Origin of the sequence: Buttiauxella sp. JUb87 (assembly GCF_004361975.1) — a bacterium.
Classification (GTDB): Bacteria; Pseudomonadota; Gammaproteobacteria; order Enterobacterales; family Enterobacteriaceae; genus Buttiauxella; species Buttiauxella ferragutiae.
The window spans coordinates 490,055-510,904 of record NZ_SNVY01000001.1 but is presented as its reverse complement, the minus strand read 5'-3'; the positions used below and the strand labels follow the sequence as shown (position 1 = coordinate 510,904).

Here is a 20,850-nt window from a genome sequence, read left to right as displayed (position 1 = left end):
CCTGGTTTGGGATAACTTTACCGATCTTTGCGCCACGCATCGGCCGTCAGCGCTTCGCCAAAGTGGCTGGCAATCAGGCGCTTAGTCAAATCGTGGAGCGGGGAGGCGAGAACATCGGCTGTACTACCGCGTTCCACAACTTCACCCTGGTGTAACACCATCACCTGGTCGCTGATATGTTTCATCATGCCAATGTGCTGAGTCACGTAGATGTAGGCAATTCCCTGTTTTTCCTGCAATTCCAGCATCAGGTTAATGAGCTGCGAACGCATTGACATATCAAGTGACGCCAGCGCTTCATCGGCAATAATGACTTTCGGACGCAAAATTAATGCGCGGGCCAAACCCAAACGCTGCTTTTGCCCTGGGGCGAGCATGTGGGGGTAATAACTGGCGTGGTCGGGTAGCAACCCGACCATTCTGAGAGTCTCGATAATCTGCTTATGGCGCGCTTCCGGCTCAAGGTTAGTATTCAGGCGCAGTGGGAAATCAAGAATCTGCGAAATGCGTTGGCGAGGATTCAGCGAAGTACTGGGATCCTGGAAAATCATACGAATATGCTGGCTACGGTAGGTATAGTCGCCGTAATGCAGCAAATGGTCGTCAATCAACACTTCACCTGTCGTTGGCTCAATCATTCCTGCGAGCATTTTTGCCAGCGTGGATTTACCTGAGCCATTTTCGCCAATGATTGCCAGCGTTTGCTTTTCACGCAAGGTGAAACTCAATGGTTTTACCGCGTCAACGTGCTGACGACGGAACAGGCCAGTTCGGTAACGAAACGTTTTACTTAAATTGCGGACTTCGAGCAGCGTTTCGACCATTACTGACTCTCCATATTCAGCGGGAAGTGGCAGGCATAAAGATGTGTTTTTGCCCCGGTCAGGCGTGGCGTTTCGATACACTCACGTTGTGCATAAGGGCAACGTGGCCCGAGCCGGCAGCCCATCGGCAAGTGTTCCAGTAACGGGATAGCGCCGGGCATGGTATTCAGGCGGCTTTTATGCGGCATTGAGCTGCCAAAGTCAGGGATCGCCCGGATAAGCGCCTGAGTATAAGGGTGATGCGGCGTGGCAATCAGCTCTTCACTGGTTGCGCTTTCCACGGTTTGCCCACAGTACATCACGTTAATTTTATCCGCCCACTGGCTCAACATCTGCAAGTCGTGGCTTATCAGCAAAATCGTCGTGTTGTTGTACTGATTCAAACGTGTCAGTAATTTGAAAATCTGCAATTGCGTGGTGGGTTCCATGGCATTTGTCGGCTCATCGGCAATCAACAAACGCGGCTGGTTTGCCAGCGCAATGGCAATCATGACTTTCTGGCATTCACCGTCCGTCAGTTCGTAGGGATAACTGCGCATCGCATCTTTGTGATCTTTAATCCCGACGCGATGCAACAGTTCGATGGCGCGACGTTTACGCCAGCCAAAACGTTTCCACCAGCGACCCTTAAAGGTCCAGCCCGGGATATTTTGCATCAGCTGGCGACCCACGCGCTCTGAGGGATCAAGGCAAGATTGGGGTTCCTGGAAGATCATCGAAACGTTATGGCCAACCAGACGTCGGCGCTCTCGTCCGCTCAGCCGTAACAAATCAATATCATCAAAACGCATACGGTCTGCCGTGACGCGCCAGTTGTCCTTTGTGACACCGCAAATGGCTTTTGCAATCAGGCTCTTGCCCGAGCCTGATTCACCCACCAGGCCGCGAATTTCCCCTTCGTTGAGGGTCATACTGACACGGTCGACGGCTTTGACCCAACCTTCGGAGGTCATAAACTCGATGGTCAGATTTCGGATATCAAGTAATGGCATTTATTGCACCCCCGCATTTATTGCGCGGCGTAGTCCGTCGCCCAGCAGGTTGACCAGAAGTACACTTACCATGATAGCCCCTCCGGGCAACATGACGGTCCACGGAGCCACATAAATCAGCTCCAGTGCATCACCCAGCATTGCGCCCCATTCCGGCGACGGAAGCTGTGCACCCAAATCGAGAAAACCTAGCGCAGCAATATCCAGAATGGCCATCGACAACGCACGGGTGATTTCTGTAATCAGAATGGCGGCGGTATTAGGCATCACCGCGAACCACAGAATATTAAGCGTTGATGCGCCATCCAGACGAGCGGCAACCACGTAATCTTTTTCCAGCTCGTCATGTACGGCGCTATAGACTGAACGTACCATGCGCGGCAGCAGCGCCAGCCAGACTGCAAACATGGCGTGAACCAGATGTGGGCCGACAAACGCCACCACAATGATTGCCAGCAATAGGGTAGGAATCGACAGCAATGTATCGAGAATGTGGTTCATCACCGCAGAGCGCAGCCCATGAGTAGAACCAGCAAAAACACCCAAAACAATGCCGAATACAGCGGCAGCCAACGTCACAACAAACGCGCCACCGACCGTCGGCGCGGCACCGCTTAATAAACGGCTTAATACATCGCGCCCAAGGTCATCAGTTCCCAGAAAGAACGACACGTCGCCATAGCGCGACCAGGACGGCGGTAACAACTGATAACCGAGGAATTGCTGGTCGATGCCATAAGGTGCAAAAACGCTACCGAATACACACAACAGCACCAGCGCCCCACAGCCATACAGGCCAATCATCGCTGTGGTGTCGCCGTAAAATTTTCGCCAGGTCAGTCGCAGTGTGCTCGGCGGGCGTTTCTCGCGATAGACGCTATCGTAAGGCATACCATTCCTTATGTGTCAGTGGGTTAGCCATAGCACCCAAAATATCGGAGATAACATTCACGATGATAACCAATGAACCGATGACCATCACGCCAGCAGAGATGGCCGTATAGTCTTGTTGACGAATGGCATTTATCAGCCAACGCCCAAGCCCCGGCCAACTGAACACCACTTCGGTGATCATCGCCAGCGTTAACATGGTTGAAAATTGTAAGCCGAGACGGGGGATCACCGGTGGCAGCGCATTGTGTAATACGTGTCGATGCAGGATTGTCAGGCGCGATAATCCGCGAGTGGCGGCCGCTTTAATGTAATTTTGGTCGAATACGTCAATGGTGCTGATGCGCATTAAACGCACCACCTCGGTGGTGGGGGCGACTGCAAGCGTCACGACCGGCAAAATCATATGGCGGATGGCACTCATAATCATCTCGTCACGATATGGCGAGTCCGACAACCAGGCGTCAACTAATGCAAAACCGGTGACAGACTTCACTTCATAGAGTAAATCGAAACGCCCTGAGACTGGCAGCCAGCCTAACGTCAGTGAGAAAAACATCGTCAGTAATAGTGCAAACCAGAATACGGGAATCGAAAAGCCAACCAGAGCCAGCGCACTGATCAGCCTGTCCTGCCATTTGTTGTGCATGATGCCAGCCAGCATCCCCACCGGAATACCGATGAGCAAAGCCAGGCCGAAAGCGAGCAAACAGAGCTCCATCGTCGCCGGGAAAACCAGGCTCAACTGTTCGTTAATCGACTGACCATTAATGCTCGATACGCCAAAGTCCCAGTCCAGAATACTTTCAAACCAGAACACCCACGCGTTCCACAGCGACGCGCCTTGTAATGGTGCGTGCGGGGTAAAGTAGTTGAGGCTAAAGCCAATAAGTGTCAGAAAAAACAGCGTCACCAGCAGCAGCAGCAGGCGGCGCAGGGTATAGATGATCATGGTTTTTTCACCTCAACATTTTCACGGGATACGCCCGCAAACGATGCGTTACCAAACGGACTTAGCACCAGGCCTTTAATGTCGTAGCGATAGGCTTGCAGGCGCAGCGATGATGCCAGCGGTAATACCGGCAACTGTTGGGCGAGAATATCCTGCGCTTCACGATAAGCCTCAATACGTGACGCCAGTTCTTGAGAAGACAGCGCTTTTTGCAGGACTTCATCAAATTTAGGATCACACCAGCGAGCATAGTTGGTCTGTGAACGAATCGCCGCGCAACTTAGCATTGGGCGGAAGAAGCTATCCGGGTCGTTACTGTCAGTCGCCCAACCTGCCAGCGTGAGATCGTGGTTCATGTCCATCAAACGCGCTTCCTGGAAGCGGCCTTCGACTGGCACGATAATGACTTTCACGCCAATTTGCGCCATATCTGCCTGAATAAGCTCTGCGGTTTTCAACGGACTCGGGTTCCATGCCTGTGAACTGGTTGGCACCCACAAGCGCAATTCCAGATTGTTAAGCCCCAGAGCTTTTAACTGCTGACGAGCTTTGGCGGGATTGTATTCGGTGATTTTGGAATCGCTGTCATAAGCCCATGATGCACGGGGCAAAATAGACGCAGCAGTTTCAGCAGTGCCGTAATAAATAGATTGCATCAGACGCTGGTTATTAATCGCCAGCGCCAGCGCATGGCGCACTTCAGGATTATTCAATGGCGCTTTATTGGTATTGAAAGCCAGATAAGCAATGTTCATGCCTGGACGTAAAGTCAGACGCAAACGCGGGTCATCACGCAATATGGTCAACTGACTGGCGGCAGGATAGGCGAGAACATCACATTCCCCGGTGATCAGTTTAGATAAACGTCCTGTGCCCCCAGAACCCAAGTCCAACACTACCTGCGGCATTAATGGTACACCGCGCCAGAACTTAGGGTGACGAGCCAGGCGAATATATTGTCCGGAACGAAATTCGCTCACCTGGAATGGCCCGGTGCCAACAGGTTCGCGATCCATCATCTCTTTTCGATCGGCTTTGGTCAGTTGCGCTGCGTATTCCGCAGACATGACGGATGCGTAATGAGTCGCCATGTGCCACAGGAACGACGCATCAGGTTTCTCAAGGCGGAACTCAACGGTATTGTTATCCAGTTTACGGATGCTTTTTACCGCGTCTGGGAACTGGAGGCTGTCAAAATAAGGGTAGTTACCCCCGTTGACGTTGTGCCATGGGTGGTCGCGATTAAAAACACGCTGGAAACTGAATACCACATCATCGGCATTGAGTGCGCGAGTGGGTTTAAACCACGGAGTGGTCTGGAACTGCACGTTTGGGCGTAAATGGAAGCGGTAAGTGGCACCGTTATCCAGCACTTCCCAGCTTTCTGCTAACTCGGACACCAGGCGGTAAGTATATGGATCGACATCCAATAATCGATCATATAACTGTGCGGCAAGGGTGTCGACAGTCAAACCACCGCTCGCCATCTGCGGATTAAAGGTATTGACCTGACCGCTGACACAATAAACAAATCCGCTGTTACGGATATCTGCTGGTTTTTGGACAGGTGTTTCAGCTGGCGGTGCAGCAAAAGCTACGCCACTCAGGCAGCTCACTGCCAGTAACAGGGAAGATACAATTGCGCGCATAAGTTTTTGAGTTTTCACGGGTGATAGCCAAAGTGTATCGTACTCTTGAGGGCTTCCCAAAATATGTCAGGCTATTTTGCTTTTTTTATAATCAATGCCGGTAAAAAAGGCCGGGCGATGTTGTTTTTTACAGCGTTTTGATGGCAAAGCTGCTCCTTATTCAGGTTGAACAACGTCGTGCTTTTTAAGCAGTGCACGTAATTGATGGTAAGTCAGCCCCAGTAAATCGGCGGCCTTGCGCTGGTTATATTTCGCCTGTTGTAAGCTTTTTTCCAGTAACTCCTTTTCCTGCTGATTTTGCCAACCACGCAAATCCATCGGTAATGTGGGTAGTGTTTCATCGTGATACAGCACAGCAACCGACTGCCGCGCAAACGGATCGAGGATCACTTCATCAACGGGCTCATCGCTGGTACCGTGGCGATACATCGAACGCTCTACCACATTTTTTAATTCCCGAATATTGCCAGGCCAGCCGTAATTAAGCAGCGTTTGCTGTGCTTGCTCAGTAAACCCCGGGAATAGGGGAAGCTGTAACTCTCGGCACATTTGAATGGCAAAATGCTCGGCCATTAACATGATATCGGGCTGGCGCTCGCGCAGCGGGGGCAGTTTGACCACATCAAAGGCAAGGCGATCAAGTAAATCGGCGCGGAATTTACCCTCTTCGGCAAGTTTAGGCAGATCAGCATTAGTGGCACAAACCAGCCGTACATTGACTTGCAACGGTTGGCTACCGCCGACACGCTCCAGTTCGCCATACTCCACTACGCGCAGCAATTTTTCCTGCACCATCATCGGCGCGGTCGCCAGTTCATCCAGAAACAACGTGCCGCCATCGGCTCGTTCAAAACGTCCCGGATGGCGTTTTTGCGCGCCGGTAAAAGCGCCAGCTTCATGTCCAAAAAGCTCAGAGTCGAGCAAGTTATCATTCAGCGCGGCGCAGTTAAGTGAAATAAACGGCCCTTGCCAACGACGCGACAGGAAGTGTAGACGGTTAGCAATTAGCTCTTTGCCGGTGCCGCGTTCGCCAATCACTAACACCGGTTTTTCCAGCGGAGCCAGACGGGAGACTTGCTCCAGCACTTCAAGGAAACTGTTTGCCTCGCCGATCAGGTTATCTTTGCTATCTGCCATGATTAAATTAACCAATAGTTAGTGAATTTAACCACTATATACGTTGTGGGTAGCGAGTCAAATTTAATCATTTCTATTAAAATCAATAAAATAAAAAGTTGGCACATCACTTGCAATATTCATTTCGTGCAGGGTGCCAGGCACCTGAAATAATGACTAAAGAGGATTGAATTATGGGTATTTTTTCTCGTTTTGCCGACATCGTGAATGCCAACATCAACTCGCTGCTTGAGAAAGCAGAAGATCCGCAGAAGCTAGTACGCCTGATGATTCAGGAAATGGAAGATACATTGGTTGAAGTGCGTTCCACTTCTGCGCGTGCGCTGGCCGAAAAGAAACAGCTCTCCCGTCGTGTAGAACAAGCGACGGCACAGCAAGCTGAATGGCAGGAAAAAGCGGAACTGGCGCTGCGTAAAGATAAAGAAGATCTGGCGCGTGCGGCATTAATTGAAAAGCAAAAAATGACCGACATGATTGCTACCCTGGAAGATGAAGTAGTACATGTTGATGAAACACTGGCGCGTATGAAAAAAGAGATCGGTGAGCTTGAGAACAAACTCAGCGAAACCCGCGCGCGCCAGCAGGCACTCACACTGCGTCATCAGGCGGCTTCTTCTTCCCGTGATGTTCGTCGCCAGTTAGACAGTGGAAAGATCGACGAAGCAATGGCCCGTTTTGAATCCTTTGAGCGCCGTATCGACCAAATGGAATCAGAAGCGGAAAGCCACAGCTTTGGCAAACAGAAAAACCTCGACTCACAGTTTGCTGAACTGAAAGCTGACGACGAAATCAGCGAACAACTGGCGGCGCTGAAAGCTAAAATGAACAACCAGGATCGTGGGTAATTAACTGACTGCGGCGTCGGGAAACGGCGCCATAGTCAAGGCTGACTTGTAAGGAGTACACATGAGCGCGCTTTTTATTGCCATCCCATTAACGATTTTTGTGTTGTTCGTCGCTCCCATTTGGCTGTGGCTGCACTACAACAACCGTGCCGAAAATGGCGGGCAACTTTCTCAGGGCGAACAACAGCGGTTGGCGCAACTGACTGATGAAGCACGACGTATGGGTGAGCGCATTCAGACGCTGGAACAGATCCTTGATGCTGAACATCCGAACTGGAGAGATAAATAATGGTGAAATCAATTTCCGGTCGCAAACTGTGGCGCATCCCAGAAAAAGGGATGGTGAAAGGGGTGTGCGCGGGTATCGCACAATACCTTGATGTGCCTGTGAAGCTGGTACGCCTGATTACTGTTTTGGCGATGGTATTTGGCCTGTTCTTCTTTGTTTTGGTGGCCTACATCGCATTGACCTTTATCCTTGACCCAATGCCTGCGGGGGCTTCGCAAGAAAAGCCGCAACCGACCAACCGAGATTTGCTCGACGAAGTCGACGCCCAACTGGCGGCGGGCGAGCAGCGTTTGCGTTCCATGGAACGCTATATAACCTCTGATACCTTCACGTTACGTAGCCGTTTCCGCCAGCTTTAACTCGGTTTCTCCCTCTCCTGTGGGAGAGGGCCGGGGTGAGGGCATATGGCTGACTATTTCCCCCAGGAGGACACATGTCCAAATTCCAGACGGCTGCCAATAAGGCAAAACCAGGCCTGAAAATTATCGGTAAACTCGTGTTTTTGGTCGCTCTGCGTTATGGCCCTGCGGGCGTCGCGGGATGGGCGATAAAATCCGTAGCACGTCGTCCGTTGAAAATGCTGCTGGTGCTAACACTTGAGCCGATGCTTGCTCGTCTGTTGCGCAAGGTTTCGGCTCGCTTTAATGGTACATCCCCGCTTTAAATCCTCACCCTTGCGGGAAGATAGCTAATCTTCCCGCAGCGTTTACTCGTCACCTCTTAATTTCCCAGCCTCACAACTTTTGTCATGAAACGGTTCACAGGAAAACTTTGTCGATTATATTGCGTGAAATAATCCATAGCCTGTGGTTATACTGTGTAACTCATTAATACATATCGATAGCTAGATTTATGGATAATTTCTCGGGCTAAAAGGATTTTGCCAGACGGGTTTTGTAAGATTTCAACTATAATAAAATGGCTTGTTAAAATAATCACAGCTTTTGGAGTTTACCAAAATAAGCTGCGGATTTTTTTATTTTAAAATCAATGAGCGAAGTATCGACATAATAGGATTGGCTCCATCGTTTGTGCTAATCCCTCACCATAAAAGCGAGTCAATATGTCGCGTTTTTTATAAAGCATTCGGTTGTCAACAATAAGGTCATGCTATGTCCCAACGCAACTATCTTACTACCGATGAAGTTCAACGCCTGCTTGATTCGGCCAAACAAGGTTTGAATCCCGAACGTAATCGCTGCATGGTAGCCATGTGTTATCTTCACGGATTCCGCATCAGCGAACTGTTAAAACTGCGGCTGTCAGATATTGATTTACCGACACGGACGCTCAATATTCACCGTCTGAAGAATGGTTTTTCAACCATTCATCCTATGATTCCTTGTGAGGTGAGCCTGCTTGAGTTATGGCTTAATACCCGCCAGAACTGGGCCTCGCTGGATGATGATTCACTGTTTATTTCACGAAATGGTAAACCTCTTTCACGTCAACAGGGTTACAACATTATCAATGCGCTGGGGAAAAGAGCAGGACTGCCGTTATGTTCACATCCTCACATGTTGCGCCATGCCTGTGGGTTCGCCATGGCAGACAACGGGATTGATACACGCTTAATACAGGACTATCTGGGGCATCGTAACATCCGCCACACGGTACGTTATACCGCCAGCAATGCGGCGCGTTTTGAGGGGATTTGGAAAGAGAAAAATATGCGCAGAAACAAGCTATTAGTTCTTTCCTGATAAATATCACCCATGTGCCAGTAGCCTATCAATGGAGCGGTGCCCCATGCTTTCTGGCGCATTCTTGCCTGTGTGAAACAACCAGTAGTAACCTCTTTTTTCGAAAAATACATCTCCTGACTTTAATTTATACTTAGTGACTATTCTAACAAAGGCCCATTTGTACATTACTTAATAATGGTAATTAGTGCGACTGAAGAAAAAGCTATGCAATTAAACAGTGCAATTTATAGCTAATTATTTTAATTATGACTGTAAGCTTAGAAAACTATCTGAGTGATTGGGCTGGGCAAATAAAATAATGTGGTTTTATTGGTTTCATTCAGGCGTGATTAATTTCCGTGATATTCTCTGTGTGAATAATATACGGTGGGTTGAGGGTGGTTTCTTGTGCATTTACCTGTTGATTGAAAACTGAAAAGTAGACAATTAGTTCCAATTTGACAAGTCCGCTCAATAACGAAACTAGAATCTAGCATTTACATTAAAATAACAATGGAGGTTTTTATTTATTTTTAAATAACAATGTATTGGAAATTTTTTGACTATAACGATAAGTCACAAGACCTCTTCATGATATTACTCCAGGCATTTCTCACCCTCAATTTTCCGTGTCTTATTTGTCACCACGTGAAGAATTAAAAATCACAAATAAAATTAAAATCAGTTTATTTGACTGCTTTTTCGTGCATTTCTGGACTCTTGGGCTGGACTTGTCAAATTGGAACTAATTGTCAATCCCAACTCGGCCTGAAGGTAAGAATTACCCCGCCTGGAAGGCAAAAAATAACAAAAGAATCCACATCGCTCTGCCTTGCTATGAACACCGGCAAGTTGACTTCACTCGTTCCGTTTTTAACGAGCCGGTGTTCGGGTGAGCGATAACGAATGTTATTCATTATTAATCAAGGAATTGAGAAATGAGCTTTAAAACAACCTTCACAACATTAACGAGTGCAGTAGCTTTGTCCCTGGTGGCTTTCAGTGCTCAGGCTGCCAATGGTGGCGAAGGTGTTGTGAACTTCACCGGGTCCGTAATCAATGCAGCTTGTAGCATTGCGCCTGAATCAGCAGACCAGACCATAGACTTTGGTCAGATTTCCAAAACGCATCTTGCGTCCGGCGGCATCTCGGAACTGCGTGATATTGACATCCTGTTGACAAATTGTGACCCAACAAGCCTGGTCGACAAAACCGTAACCGTCACATTCAACGGTGCAGCAATTCCTGCCGCACCAACAGAATTGGGCACAACCGGTAATACCGGCACTGCAATCATCATTAACTCCCCAGCGAGTGGCGATGTGGTATTTGGCCAGCCGGGTAACCCACAGATTATCGGTGATGGCAATAACACCCTCCGTTACGCCAGCTGGGTAAAAATGGCGACTGGTGGCGTCGTTGCTGAAGGTGACTTCACCGCGGTGACCAACTTTACCCTCGCTTATCAGTAAAATTTTTCGGGGCAGCCCTTCGGGGTTGTCCCGTTTTTGTTAGCCACGCGAAGGAGGCGGAATGCTCAGGGAATATCTCTGCGGGCTGACACTGCTGATAGTGCTGTCGGAAGGGGCATTGGCAACATCAACTTCGACCCAGTCATCCAGTCAGAACGCGCCAGAATACCAGGGGCCAGAAGGTGTCTGGTGGCATGGAAGCGCTAATTTTGGCGGTCAGATTATCGCTCCAGCTTGCACGCTTGGTATGGAAGATGTTTGGCAAGTCATTGAGATGGGAACCACGCGCATGAAAGACATGCAGGCGAGTATTCCCGGACCTGAGAAAATTTTTTACCTCGGGCTAGAGAATTGTGAGCTGACCAGTGAGGACGATGTAAAACCGGATGCCGTACTGCCGGACTCCCAAGTGCGTGTCACCTTTGACGGCTTGCGTGGACATTCCCCGGATAGATTTGGCGTGTTGGGGCAAGCTCGAGGCGTGGAATTACAAATCCTCGATAGTCAGGGAAACCGGGCGTTTGCCGGTAAGGCGATGCCGCCTCAATTATTAAAAGGCAGTGAACAGCGGCTTCAGTACGCTCTGCGGTTGATACGCAATGGCGAGCCCCTGCGGGGTGGTGATTACTACGCAGTGGTACGTCTGAAGGTGGATTACGAGTAATGACTTTCTGTGGCCGAGTTCGTTTCGCCGATACATTTTCCTTATCTCAATAAGGAGGAAGAGGTTCACGGGGTTTTGGCTCATCAATAGATTATTTGCGATGACAACATGTTAACTAATCGAAAACTCACAGCCTATTTATCCTGTTGCCCGATTGCGCCGGTGCTGTTGATGTTAACCATTCGCGATGCCGAGGCTGTCGAATTTAACACGGACGTCCTGGATGCCTCCGACCGTCAGAATATCAATGTTAGCCGCTTCTCTCAGGCAGGCTATGTCATGCCCGGCCAGTATCAATTACAGGTGGTCATCAACGGACAATCAATGAGTTCGTCCACTCTTCCGGTGACGTTTGCTGAGCTGAAAAAAACCGTCGAGGAAGGGGATAAGAAAAGTTTGCCTCAGGCCTGCCTGACGCGCGAAATAGTGGCACAAATGGGATTAACGGAGACCTCACAAGGTAAGTTGCTCTGGATACCCTTTGGCGAAACCGAATGCGCGGATTTTAGCCAGCTACCAGGGGTTGAAATACAGGCAGATCTGTCCGATGGAACGCTACTCATTAATATGCCACAAGCCTGGCTTGAATATTCCGATGCAACCTGGTTGCCACCTTCACGTTGGGACAATGGTATTCCAGGCTTGATGCTGGATTACAACCTTAACGCCACAGTCACCCAACCACAGGAACGGGAAGAATCGCGAAATTTTAGCTTCAACGGTACAACAGGAGCCAACTTTGGCCCCTGGCGTCTTCGCGCGGACTACCAGGGGAACATTACCCAGGTTGATGGTGAGAGCGATGACAATCAGTTTGACTGGAATCGTGTGTACCTGTATCGCGCCATCCCGAAGCTACAAGCGAACCTGACGTTAGGCGAAAATTACATAAGCTCCGATATTTTCAGCGCCTGGAACTACACCGGCGTGAGTCTGGAAAGTGATGATCGCATGTTGCCACCTAAATTACGTGGCTATGCTCCGCAGGTTTCAGGGGTGGCAGAAACCAATGCGCGCGTAGTCATATCGCAGCAGGGGCGCATTTTATATGACGCCACGGTACCTGCTGGGCCATTTACGATTCAGGATCTGGATAGCTCGATTCGTGGGCGACTGGATGTCGAAGTCATCGAACAAAACGGCCAGAAGAAAACCTTCCAGGTGGATACCGCCTACGTTCCGTATCTGACCCGTCCAGGACAAGTGCGATACAAACTGATTAGCGGGAAGTCACGCACCAACGGGCATGATTTGGAAGGGCCGTTCTTTGTCAGTGGCGAAGCCTCATGGGGTATCAACAACAGTTGGTCTTTATATGGTGGCGGCATCATAAGTGGTAATGATTATAACGCCTTAGCTATCGGTTTGGGTCGTGATATGAACGCCTTAGGCACACTATCAACCGACCTTACCCAGTCGATTGCCAATTTTGATGACGAGCACGGCACCATGAAAGGGAAATCCTGGCGGATGAGTTATTCCAAACGCTTTGATGAGGCTAACGCAGACATTAACTTTGCCGGTTACCGTTTCTCCGAAAACGATTACATGAGCATGCAGCAATATCTGGATGCCCGATATCGTGATGATTTCACTGGCCGTGAAAAGCAACTCTATACCGCCACGCTGAACAAAAGCCTTGGGGAAAATGGCCGAACCTCTGTGGGGTTACAACTTAGCCACCAGACTTATTGGGATGACACTAAACAGTCCAACTATTACACGCTAAGTATCAACCACTACATGGACATCGGCGATTTTCGTGGCATATCGATGAGCCTGTCGGCCTCCCGATCGCGTTATTACGATGAGGACAATGACTCACTCTATTTCCGCATCTCGATCCCGACGGGCGGCGGCGGAACAGCCAGTTATAACCTCAACACCACGGAAGGGCGCGTGAGCCAGACTGCCGGGTACAGCAACTCGCTCAATAAGGGCCTGGATAACTACAGCATTAATGCGGGTGTGAACACCGGGGGCGGCGAATCGACGGACGGACAGTTCAATGGCTACTACAGCCATACGGGAACGCGGGCCAACCTTTCAACCAACCTTGCGTGGGTGAGCAACGATTACACCTCGCTCGGTCTGAACCTCTCAGGCGGGGCGACGCTTACCGCGAAAGGTGCCGCTCTGCATGCAGGTGGGACGAACGGCGGAACGCGTCTGTTGGTTGACACCGAAGGGGTTGCCGGTGTGCCAGTCAATGGCGGAAGGGTAACCACCAACCGTTGGGGAACCGGGGTCGTCACTGGGATGAGTAGCTATTACCGCAATACCACCAGCATTGATTTGAACAAACTCCCGGAAGACATGGAAGCAACTCGCTCCGTGGTGGAATCCGTACTGACTGAAGGGGCTATTGGTTACCGGGAATTCGGGGTGTTGAAGGGTGCGAAACTGTTTGCGGTGGTGAAAAGAAAAGACGGTACGGTGCCGCCATTTGGCGCAAGCGTCACCAATACCAAAGGGACCGAAGTTGGAATGGTCAGTGACGAAGGTCTGGTTTGGCTCAGCGGTGTGGCGTTAGGCGAAACACTGCAAGTCGGTTGGGACGGTCAGCAGCAGTGCAGTATTGCATTGCCAGAAACTGTGCCACCTGAACAGCAACTTTTATTGCCATGTCAGAACGAAAAGGCCTGACAAATCTATCAATAACACACCGCTTTACCCGCGGTGGCGGTAACCCGAATTAACACAGTAAGGAAGATCAGATTGTGAACACGATGATGAAAACAACAGCGGTAGTGGGTTTATGTTTGAGTACCTTGTCTGGCGCTCACGCTGCCATCTCGCTGGACCGAACGCGGGTCATTTTTAATGGCGGCGATAAGTCGATGACATTGAATATTGCTAATGACAACAAACAATTACCGTACCTGGCGCAGGCGTGGTTAGAAGATGCCAGGCAAACCAAAATTACCACCGGGCCGATAGTCGTTACGCCACCAGTCCAGCGCCTTGAGCCTGGGGTAAAAAGCCTGCTGCGTTTATCCACCACTCCGGATATCGCGAAGCTGCCACAGGATCGTGAATCGCTGTTTTACTTCAATTTGCGGGAAATTCCGCCACGTAGTGAAAAAGCTAACTCGCTACAAATCGCCCTACAGACGCGTGTGAAGTTGTTCTACCGCCCGGCATCAATCAAAACTAAACCTAATGCGGTGTGGCAGGACAAACTGGTTCTCACCAAAGAAAGCGGTGGCTACCGCATAGAAAACCCGACGCCCTATTTCATCACGGTGATTGGCATTGGTGAAGGGGCCAAACAAACACAGGTCGGAAAGTTCGAAGCGGTCATGCTGGCACCTAAGTCATCGCAAAGTGTGAAAGCGGGTAACTACAACGCGCCGGTTCTGACTTATATCAACGATTACGGTGGCCGCCCGTCCTTGACGTTCCAGTGCAGCAGCAACCGCTGTACTGCGGTGGAAACGGATAAGTAATTATCAACCAGGAGAGCGGGGAATGAAGCCAAACACGCTGATAATTATGGGGCTGACACTGGTATCTGCGGTGTCGATAAGCAGTGCGGCGCGGGCAGCCGAAGTTCAGTCCCAAAAAATAATTTTCATCCCTGATGAATCTAATCATCAGCAAGTGAATGAGCGTAATGGTCAGGTGGGTTTTCTGGCTGTCAGCGGAACACTAGTCACCTCTCCCTGTACTCTGAAAACCCAGGAAACCACATGGACTCCGGTTGTCGGCGGGGTCGTCCCGGTGAATTTGACACTGACAGGTTGTGGTGAAGGTGGCGTGACCAGTGAAGACAATGCGGCACCCATCCATGTTATCCGCAGTGCATTGTTGAAGGATTCGGTTGATGGCGAAGAGCCGATGTATCCAGAACTTCAACTGCCGGAAGAAGCAGTGGCGTTGCGATCCGGAGATAACCAACTGACCTATAAATTGAGCCAGCACATGCTGTTGCAGGGTGCGCTGCTGCGCCTGAGTCTGGAGTATGAATGATCAATATCAATAAGTTGTCGGTGCTGTTCGGGCTGGGTTTTATATTTTCGACGCCAATCCTGGCTGAAACGCCTATGGAATTCAAAGGGGTATTGTGGGAATCCCCGTGTGAACTGGCGCCAGAAAGCCAGGGGCAAACCGTACTATTTGGCGACCGGCCGCTCAAGGATTTTCAATATCCACCAGGACGCAGCCCGGAGGAGAGTTTTTCCATTCAGCTGAATAACTGCACCACTACCACGCTTTATAGCGTGGTCAAACTGACGTTTGATGGCGTCCGGGAAACCAACATGGGAAGCCAGTCAGATTACTGGTTACGCATGGGAACCGGGCCGAATGTCGGAAAACTGGCGGTGGGAATACTGGACGTTGACGGGACTTCACCACTGAAGCTCGGTGAGCCGCATAACCAGGGGGCGGGTACTCAGTTAGACAGCAGCACCATCGTGCTGAACTTTAAAGCGGTGGTACAAGCCACACCGGACGCTCTGGCAGACCAGAGTGTCGTTGCTGGCGATTACAGTGCGCAGGCCAATTTTGTGCTGAATTATGAGTGAGGTGATGGTGATGAAAACCAGGCAAATCGCATCTGCGCTGCTGTTGACAGGAATACTATTCAGCGCAACGACGGCAAGAGCAAACATTAATATCACCATCACCAGCGAAATCTACATCCCGCCTTGCGTGGTTAACGGCGACAGTCTGATTACCGTGGATTTTGGCGATATGGACGCCCAAAAGGTGGATGGCCAGGCCTACGCCAAATCCATCACCGTGCCCGTCAGCTGTACCTATTACAGCGGAGCCGCGTATGTCAGGGTAACCGGTTCGCAGCTAACTGGCGCGCCTACTAATGTGCTGAAAACGGATGCTACCGGAGGCAATGCCGACATCCTCGGCGTGGCATTGTACCAGGGGAACGGAGTGAACAGCAGTTTCCCTTTAACACTGGGTGGTGGCAGTAACGGCTATGGTTATCCACTCACCCAAGGCTGGACGGGCAATGGCACCGCCAGCAGCCAATTCACTCTGACCGCGGTGCCGTACAAGCAAGGAGGCAGTCTGGAAGCGGGTGCCTTCAGTGCCACGGCGACGATGAGCATCAGTTATCTGTAGGAGAAAAGCCCGTGAAAAATGTAAGCAGCAGGGGGCGATCGTTAGTCAGTTTTCGACTAATGCTTTGGCGCATCGTCGTCTTGATTATCGGTATCACTGGTACTGCTCAAGCTATTGCCGAAGAGTGCGACATGATTGGCGTGAGAGGGATGTGGTGGAAAGGAACGTCCACTTATGGCGTAAACGTTAACATTCAAAGCCAGGAATGGCTGGGCAACGCATCCGGTCAGGGGCGATACCGTGTGAGTCTAAATATCACCATGGATCAGGGTGTTAAATATTACATGTCATCGCCAAATAACAGCAATTGGAGTTCGAATATCCTACCGGCGGATGGAATCGTCCCTTTTGAACAGACAAACTGTATGGAAGGATATAGCACTTTCGCACGCGCCCAGGATCTTAGCGTGGGTGGTGGAGTATTGAAAATTTACCTGGCAGATGTTGGGGCGGAGAGTGGATCACAAGAAATGAGGCTCATTTCTGAGAACGATCCCGGCGCCGTAAGAACCATCGAAACAATACACCTGTATAAAGGTGATTATATGGTTGGGATTGCAAACAATGGAGATTTTCAAACCACAAAATCCATTGATGTATTAGTTGATGCGTTAAATATTCAGCCGGGAAATTACTCCGTGAGCATTCCAATAAATCTTGCCGGGACAAGTACCTGGTTTATGTCAGGTGCCAATAATTGGTGGACATCAAACCCAGCAGGAACACCTGATTACAAAGAAAGTGTTTATTTACCACTCGATATTCGTATTGACGACACCGGCGAACCTGGCAACCCAGATGTTATTTGTTCTTTGTCCACAACAGATATCACTTTGTCCCACGGGAATATTTTATACAACAATGCGCAAGGTAACATCAAACAGGAGTCATTTTCTATTACCTGTGATGGTGAAACCACTGCAGATATTATGCTTCAGGGCAACAATAACACTCAGGACTCCTATACAGAGGTCAACATGGGACCTGGTCCAGGTTTAATCAGTCAACTGTCTGTGTCGTTAGATCAAACAACCTGGTCCAGTACATTGGCGGGTACGGTATTAATAAATGGCGCCTCCACTTTTTATTTGCAATCTAATTTACAGGCCGGTTCTGATCTCCTCCCTGGTTCCTATACGGGTTCAGCTGTAGCTATTGTAAATATCATTTAGTTATTTTCATCTATTCACTTAACAGTCTGTTGTTTGCCAGAATCGCGCATTCACGGAGTTTGTATTTCAGGAGATAAAAGCGTGATCATCGCAGGTAGAAAATCGTCCTCCAGCCCCTATAAATGTATGAAGTTATGGCGTTTAATGCTCCTCATTATTGGAATGGGCAGTGCGGTTCAAGCGACAGCGGGCGAATGCAATCTGGTTGATGCGACAGGCACCTGGTGGAAGGGAACCTCTGATGATTTTGGGGTGTATGTGAATATAGAAAGACAAGAATGGATGGGTAACACAGCCGGCCAGGGAAAATATCGGGTAACATTAAATATTAGTATGGACCAAGGTGCTAAATATTATGATAACTCGCTGAATAATTTTAACTGGGCACCAAATAGTCTTCCGCCCGGTGTCCTTCCCGATTATCAATCAAATTGTATGGAAGGGCATATTGTTGAAGGGCGTACACAGGATGTGAGCGTCGGTGGTGGGACCCTGAAAACCTATTTATCTCCGGAAGGCGGCGGCAGCGGAACACAAGAGATGAGGATTGTGAATGAAACCGATCCCGGTGCAGTGAGAATCATTGAAACCATACGCTCTTATCAGGGTTCATATATGATTGGGGTGACGAGTAATGGTAATTTTCAAATAACCAAAACAATTGATGTGTTAATTGATGCACTGAATATCCAGACGGGTAATTACACCGTTAGCATTCCAATACTACTCGCGGGCACAAGTACCTGGTTTATGTCGGGTGCCAATAATTGGTGGACGACAAACCCAGCAGGAACACCTGAGTACAAACAAACGATTTATTTACCGCTCGATATCCGCATTGACGATACCGGCGAACCTGGTAACCCAGATGTTATTTGTTCTTTATCATCAACAGATATTACCTTGTCACATGGCAATGTTTTATATAACAACGCACACAGAAATATAAAACAAGAGTCATTTGCTATCACCTGTGATGGCGAAACCACCGTGGATATTACTCTCCAGGGTATGGATAACACTCATGATCCCTATACGGTGGTTAATATGGGGCCAGGTCCGGGTTTAAGCAGTTATCTGTCTGTATCGTTAAATCAAACCGATTGGGCAAGAACATTAACCGGGGCTGCATTAGTCAATGGGGCAACCACTTTTTATTTACAATCTGAGTTACAAGCCGGTTCTGATTTACTACCCGGTTCCTATACCGGTTCTGCGGTGGCAATCGTCAATATCTTGTAATCAGGCCAGGCCAGATGTGGACGCGGTCGGCGAATCGAAACTCGCTCAGGCCGCCCACAGAAAATGTTGCTGGCAGTGCGCTTAAACCAGTTCTGTTCATTCTGGAACCGAACTGGGGCTTCTTGTACCGTTACCTTTCTGCTTTTTCATTTTAATTTGCGTTACCTCACAATTATTAATCTTCAGCTTTCCTCGCGTTGACAGAAAAATAAAGCGGGAGTAGTCTCGCTTCTCGTGGTACCGCTCCCATGAGAAAATCAAAATGAAAAAAATTATAGAATTACTATCCGCTATTTATGATGACCCGTTAGATGAATCAGTCATTGATGCTTTTATTTCCAGGGTGAAGAAGGCCAAAGATACGAATCTGAAAACCCGTAAGCAGGGGTGGGATGAGCGTGATGTGGTGCTTATCACCTATGCCGATCAGTTTCATCAACAAAATGAAAAAACCTTAAAAACGCTGAATGATTTTTATCATCGCTGGCTAGCCAATAGTTTCTCCCATGTCCACTTACTGCCTTTTTACCCATGGTCATCTGATGATGGGTTTTCGGTTATTGATTATCATCAGGTTGATGCAGTATGTGGTGACTGGCAGGACGTCGCACAATTAAATAAATCAACCAGTCTGATGTTCGATTTTGTCTGCAACCATATATCGGCAAAAAGCCACTGGTTCACAGAATATCTTGCGGGAAATCCTGAATATCAGAATTTCTTTATTTCTGTTGAACCGCGGACAGATTTATCCACGGTTACTCGTCCGCGCGCGCTGCCATTACTCTCACCATTTACCCTGGCTGATGGCTCGCAGCAACATATCTGGACCACTTTTAGCGATGACCAAATCGACCTCAACTTTGCCAATCCACTGGTGCTGTTGGCCATGGTCGATGTCCTGCTGCGCTATTTGCAAGAGGGAGCCGATTATATCCGTCTGGACGCGGTGGGCTATATGTGGAAAACCATTGGCACGAGCTGTATTCACCTGGAAAAAACCCACCAGTTGGTGAAGTTGTTCCGTGCGGTTGTGGACACCGTAGCACCTGGTACCGTATTGATTACCGAGACAAATGTCCCGCACAAAGACAATATTTCCTATCTGGGTAACGGCCATGATGAAGCCCAGATGGTGTATCAATTCCCTTTGCCGCCGCTGGTGTTACACGCGATCCATACCGGTTCTGCGCAGGTGTTAAGCCAGTGGGCAAACTCTTTATCTGATGCCACAAATGGCAATACGACATGGTTTAATTTCCTCGCCTCCCACGACGGCATTGGGCTCAATCCGTTGCGCGGAATATTACCGGAAGAAGATATTTTACAGCTGGTGAATCAGCTTCAGGATGAAGGTGCACGAGTCAACTGGAAAAATAATCCTGATGGTACGCGCAGCCCCTATGAAATAAACGTCACGTATATGGATGCGCTAAACCGTCGGGATAGCAGTGATGAGGAACGTCTGGCCAGATTTATCCTGGCTCATGCCATATTGCTTGCATTTCCGGGTGTCCCTGCCATTTACGTGCAAAGTATTCTGGGGTCACGTAATGATGAAGCCGGAGTCGAGCGCCTGGGTTATAACCGCGCTATCAACCGTCAGAAATATGAACGGCATGCAATTGAAAGCCAGCTTCTGGATGAAAATAGTTTACGCCAGCAAGTGTATAAACAATTATCTCATCTGATCAATGTTCGTAAAAATCACCCGGCATTCCATCCTGACAGCAGTTTTATTACGCAATGCATTAATGGCAGTTTGTTAGAAATAAAACGAACCTCGAAAGAGGGAAATCATGTTACGGCATTATTCAATCTGAGCCATCATCGCCAACAGATTACTCTGCCAGGTAATAATGTTAAGGATTTAATTTCCGGTATAAAAATTAACGGAAAGCAATCTTACAAAATACAACCTTATCAGGTGTTGTGGCTTAGCTATTAA

At 49.1% G+C, this 20,850-nt stretch carries 21 protein-coding genes; 15 read left to right on the top strand and 6 right to left on the bottom strand.

What is annotated here, in order from left to right; translation table 11 throughout:
* Positions 1 to 17 precede the first annotated feature (17 nt).
* From sapF to pspF, 6 genes are all read right to left on the bottom strand, one after another.
* The gene (sapF, locus tag EC843_RS02285) at positions 18 to 824 is read right to left on the bottom strand and encodes a putrescine export ABC transporter ATP-binding protein SapF (RefSeq protein WP_064546407.1); all 807 of its coding nucleotides are present in this window, start codon (positions 822 to 824) and stop codon (positions 18 to 20) included.
* Positions 824 to 1,816 carry a putrescine export ABC transporter ATP-binding protein SapD gene (gene sapD, locus EC843_RS02280; protein ID WP_064546409.1) on the bottom strand — a complete coding sequence of 331 codons (993 nt, stop codon included), beginning with the start codon at positions 1,814 to 1,816 and terminating at the stop codon, positions 824 to 826. The genes sapF and sapD overlap by 1 nt, the downstream gene beginning before the upstream one ends.
* Positions 1,817 to 2,707, bottom strand: coding sequence for a putrescine export ABC transporter permease SapC (sapC, locus tag EC843_RS02275; RefSeq protein ID WP_064546411.1), 891 nt, complete (start codon positions 2,705 to 2,707; stop codon positions 1,817 to 1,819).
* Entirely contained in the window at positions 2,694 to 3,659 is a 966-nt protein-coding gene (gene sapB, locus EC843_RS02270) for a putrescine export ABC transporter permease SapB (protein ID WP_064546413.1), read from the bottom strand. Before sapB ends, sapC begins: the two co-directional genes overlap by 14 nt.
* Positions 3,656 to 5,308 (bottom strand): ABC transporter substrate-binding protein SapA, encoded by a 1,653-nt coding sequence (gene sapA / locus EC843_RS02265; protein ID WP_064546414.1) that lies wholly within the window; start codon positions 5,306 to 5,308, stop codon positions 3,656 to 3,658. The genes sapB and sapA overlap by 4 nt, the downstream gene beginning before the upstream one ends.
* Before the next feature lie 156 nt (positions 5,309 to 5,464).
* Positions 5,465 to 6,445: a phage shock protein operon transcriptional activator gene (gene pspF, locus EC843_RS02260; protein ID WP_133521535.1), complete on the bottom strand. Its 981-nt coding sequence runs from the start codon at positions 6,443 to 6,445 to the stop codon at positions 5,465 to 5,467.
* A 173-nt stretch (positions 6,446 to 6,618) separates the two neighbouring features.
* Here pspF and pspA point away from each other — a divergent pair, with 173 nt between their 5' ends.
* From pspA to EC843_RS02185, 15 genes are all read left to right on the top strand, one after another.
* On the top strand, positions 6,619 to 7,290 hold the full coding sequence (gene pspA, locus EC843_RS02255; protein WP_064546418.1) for a phage shock protein PspA: 672 nt from the start codon (positions 6,619 to 6,621) through the stop codon (positions 7,288 to 7,290).
* Positions 7,291 to 7,351: 61 nt separating this feature from the next.
* Positions 7,352 to 7,579, top strand: a complete 228-nt coding sequence (pspB, locus tag EC843_RS02250; protein ID WP_064546420.1) for an envelope stress response membrane protein PspB — start codon at positions 7,352 to 7,354, stop codon at positions 7,577 to 7,579.
* The gene (gene pspC, locus EC843_RS02245; RefSeq protein WP_064546422.1) at positions 7,579 to 7,938 is read left to right on the top strand and encodes an envelope stress response membrane protein PspC; all 360 of its coding nucleotides are present in this window, start codon (positions 7,579 to 7,581) and stop codon (positions 7,936 to 7,938) included. Before pspB ends, pspC begins: the two co-directional genes overlap by 1 nt.
* A 74-nt stretch (positions 7,939 to 8,012) precedes the next feature.
* Positions 8,013 to 8,243, top strand: a complete 231-nt coding sequence (gene pspD, locus EC843_RS02240; protein WP_064546424.1) for a phage shock protein PspD — start codon at positions 8,013 to 8,015, stop codon at positions 8,241 to 8,243.
* 448 nt (positions 8,244 to 8,691) lie between these two features.
* Entirely contained in the window at positions 8,692 to 9,282 is a 591-nt protein-coding gene (locus EC843_RS02235) for a tyrosine-type DNA invertase (RefSeq protein WP_064546426.1), read from the top strand.
* A gap of 920 nt (positions 9,283 to 10,202) precedes the next feature.
* Positions 10,203 to 10,736 carry a fimbrial protein gene (locus EC843_RS02230; RefSeq protein ID WP_064546428.1) on the top strand — a complete coding sequence of 178 codons (534 nt, stop codon included), beginning with the start codon at positions 10,203 to 10,205 and terminating at the stop codon, positions 10,734 to 10,736.
* Positions 10,737 to 10,797: 61 nt separating this feature from the next.
* Positions 10,798 to 11,400 (top strand): fimbrial protein, encoded by a 603-nt coding sequence (locus EC843_RS02225; RefSeq protein ID WP_157092949.1) that lies wholly within the window; start codon positions 10,798 to 10,800, stop codon positions 11,398 to 11,400.
* Positions 11,401 to 11,571: 171 nt separating this feature from the next.
* Entirely contained in the window at positions 11,572 to 14,046 is a 2,475-nt protein-coding gene (locus EC843_RS02220; RefSeq protein ID WP_121813549.1) for a fimbria/pilus outer membrane usher protein, read from the top strand.
* An 83-nt stretch (positions 14,047 to 14,129) separates the two neighbouring features.
* Entirely contained in the window at positions 14,130 to 14,849 is a 720-nt protein-coding gene (locus tag EC843_RS02215; RefSeq protein ID WP_064546432.1) for a fimbria/pilus periplasmic chaperone, read from the top strand.
* A 22-nt stretch (positions 14,850 to 14,871) separates the two neighbouring features.
* The gene (locus tag EC843_RS02210; RefSeq protein ID WP_133521534.1) at positions 14,872 to 15,372 is read left to right on the top strand and encodes a pilus-assembly fibrillin subunit; all 501 of its coding nucleotides are present in this window, start codon (positions 14,872 to 14,874) and stop codon (positions 15,370 to 15,372) included.
* Positions 15,369 to 15,929: a fimbrial protein gene (locus EC843_RS02205; protein WP_133521533.1), complete on the top strand. Its 561-nt coding sequence runs from the start codon at positions 15,369 to 15,371 to the stop codon at positions 15,927 to 15,929. Before EC843_RS02210 ends, EC843_RS02205 begins: the two co-directional genes overlap by 4 nt.
* Before the next feature lie 10 nt (positions 15,930 to 15,939).
* Positions 15,940 to 16,488, top strand: a complete 549-nt coding sequence (locus EC843_RS02200) for a fimbrial protein (protein WP_133521532.1) — start codon at positions 15,940 to 15,942, stop codon at positions 16,486 to 16,488.
* Between the two features lie 11 nt (positions 16,489 to 16,499).
* The gene (locus EC843_RS02195) at positions 16,500 to 17,660 is read left to right on the top strand and encodes a PapG chaperone-binding domain-containing protein (RefSeq protein ID WP_133521531.1); all 1,161 of its coding nucleotides are present in this window, start codon (positions 16,500 to 16,502) and stop codon (positions 17,658 to 17,660) included.
* An 81-nt stretch (positions 17,661 to 17,741) separates the two neighbouring features.
* Positions 17,742 to 18,902, top strand: coding sequence for a PapG chaperone-binding domain-containing protein (locus EC843_RS02190; RefSeq protein WP_133521530.1), 1,161 nt, complete (start codon positions 17,742 to 17,744; stop codon positions 18,900 to 18,902).
* A gap of 262 nt (positions 18,903 to 19,164) precedes the next feature.
* On the top strand, positions 19,165 to 20,850 hold the full coding sequence (locus tag EC843_RS02185; protein ID WP_133521529.1) for a sugar phosphorylase: 1,686 nt from the start codon (positions 19,165 to 19,167) through the stop codon (positions 20,848 to 20,850).

Excerpts from the sequence above, each read along its gene's own strand:
- sapF (WP_064546407.1), bottom strand. The coding sequence starts at position 824 with ATGGTCGAAACGCTGCTCGAAGTCCGCAATTTAAGTAAAACGTTTCGT.
- sapD (WP_064546409.1), bottom strand. The coding sequence starts at position 1,816 with ATGCCATTACTTGATATCCGAAATCTGACCATCGAGTTTATGACCTCC.
- sapC (WP_064546411.1), bottom strand. The coding sequence starts at position 2,707 with ATGCCTTACGATAGCGTCTATCGCGAGAAACGCCCGCCGAGCACACTG.
- sapB (WP_064546413.1), bottom strand. The coding sequence starts at position 3,659 with ATGATCATCTATACCCTGCGCCGCCTGCTGCTGCTGCTGGTGACGCTG.
- sapA (WP_064546414.1), bottom strand. The coding sequence starts at position 5,308 with ATGCGCGCAATTGTATCTTCCCTGTTACTGGCAGTGAGCTGCCTGAGT.
- pspF (WP_133521535.1), bottom strand. The coding sequence starts at position 6,445 with ATGGCAGATAGCAAAGATAACCTGATCGGCGAGGCAAACAGTTTCCTT.
- pspA (WP_064546418.1), top strand. The coding sequence starts at position 6,619 with ATGGGTATTTTTTCTCGTTTTGCCGACATCGTGAATGCCAACATCAAC.
- pspB (WP_064546420.1), top strand. The coding sequence starts at position 7,352 with ATGAGCGCGCTTTTTATTGCCATCCCATTAACGATTTTTGTGTTGTTC.
- pspC (WP_064546422.1), top strand. The coding sequence starts at position 7,579 with ATGGTGAAATCAATTTCCGGTCGCAAACTGTGGCGCATCCCAGAAAAA.
- pspD (WP_064546424.1), top strand. The coding sequence starts at position 8,013 with ATGTCCAAATTCCAGACGGCTGCCAATAAGGCAAAACCAGGCCTGAAA.
- EC843_RS02235 (WP_064546426.1), top strand. The coding sequence starts at position 8,692 with ATGTCCCAACGCAACTATCTTACTACCGATGAAGTTCAACGCCTGCTT.
- EC843_RS02230 (WP_064546428.1), top strand. The coding sequence starts at position 10,203 with ATGAGCTTTAAAACAACCTTCACAACATTAACGAGTGCAGTAGCTTTG.
- EC843_RS02225 (WP_157092949.1), top strand. The coding sequence starts at position 10,798 with ATGCTCAGGGAATATCTCTGCGGGCTGACACTGCTGATAGTGCTGTCG.
- EC843_RS02220 (WP_121813549.1), top strand. The coding sequence starts at position 11,572 with ATGTTAACCATTCGCGATGCCGAGGCTGTCGAATTTAACACGGACGTC.
- EC843_RS02215 (WP_064546432.1), top strand. The coding sequence starts at position 14,130 with ATGATGAAAACAACAGCGGTAGTGGGTTTATGTTTGAGTACCTTGTCT.
- EC843_RS02210 (WP_133521534.1), top strand. The coding sequence starts at position 14,872 with ATGAAGCCAAACACGCTGATAATTATGGGGCTGACACTGGTATCTGCG.
- EC843_RS02205 (WP_133521533.1), top strand. The coding sequence starts at position 15,369 with ATGATCAATATCAATAAGTTGTCGGTGCTGTTCGGGCTGGGTTTTATA.
- EC843_RS02200 (WP_133521532.1), top strand. The coding sequence starts at position 15,940 with ATGAAAACCAGGCAAATCGCATCTGCGCTGCTGTTGACAGGAATACTA.
- EC843_RS02185 (WP_133521529.1), top strand. The coding sequence starts at position 19,165 with ATGAAAAAAATTATAGAATTACTATCCGCTATTTATGATGACCCGTTA.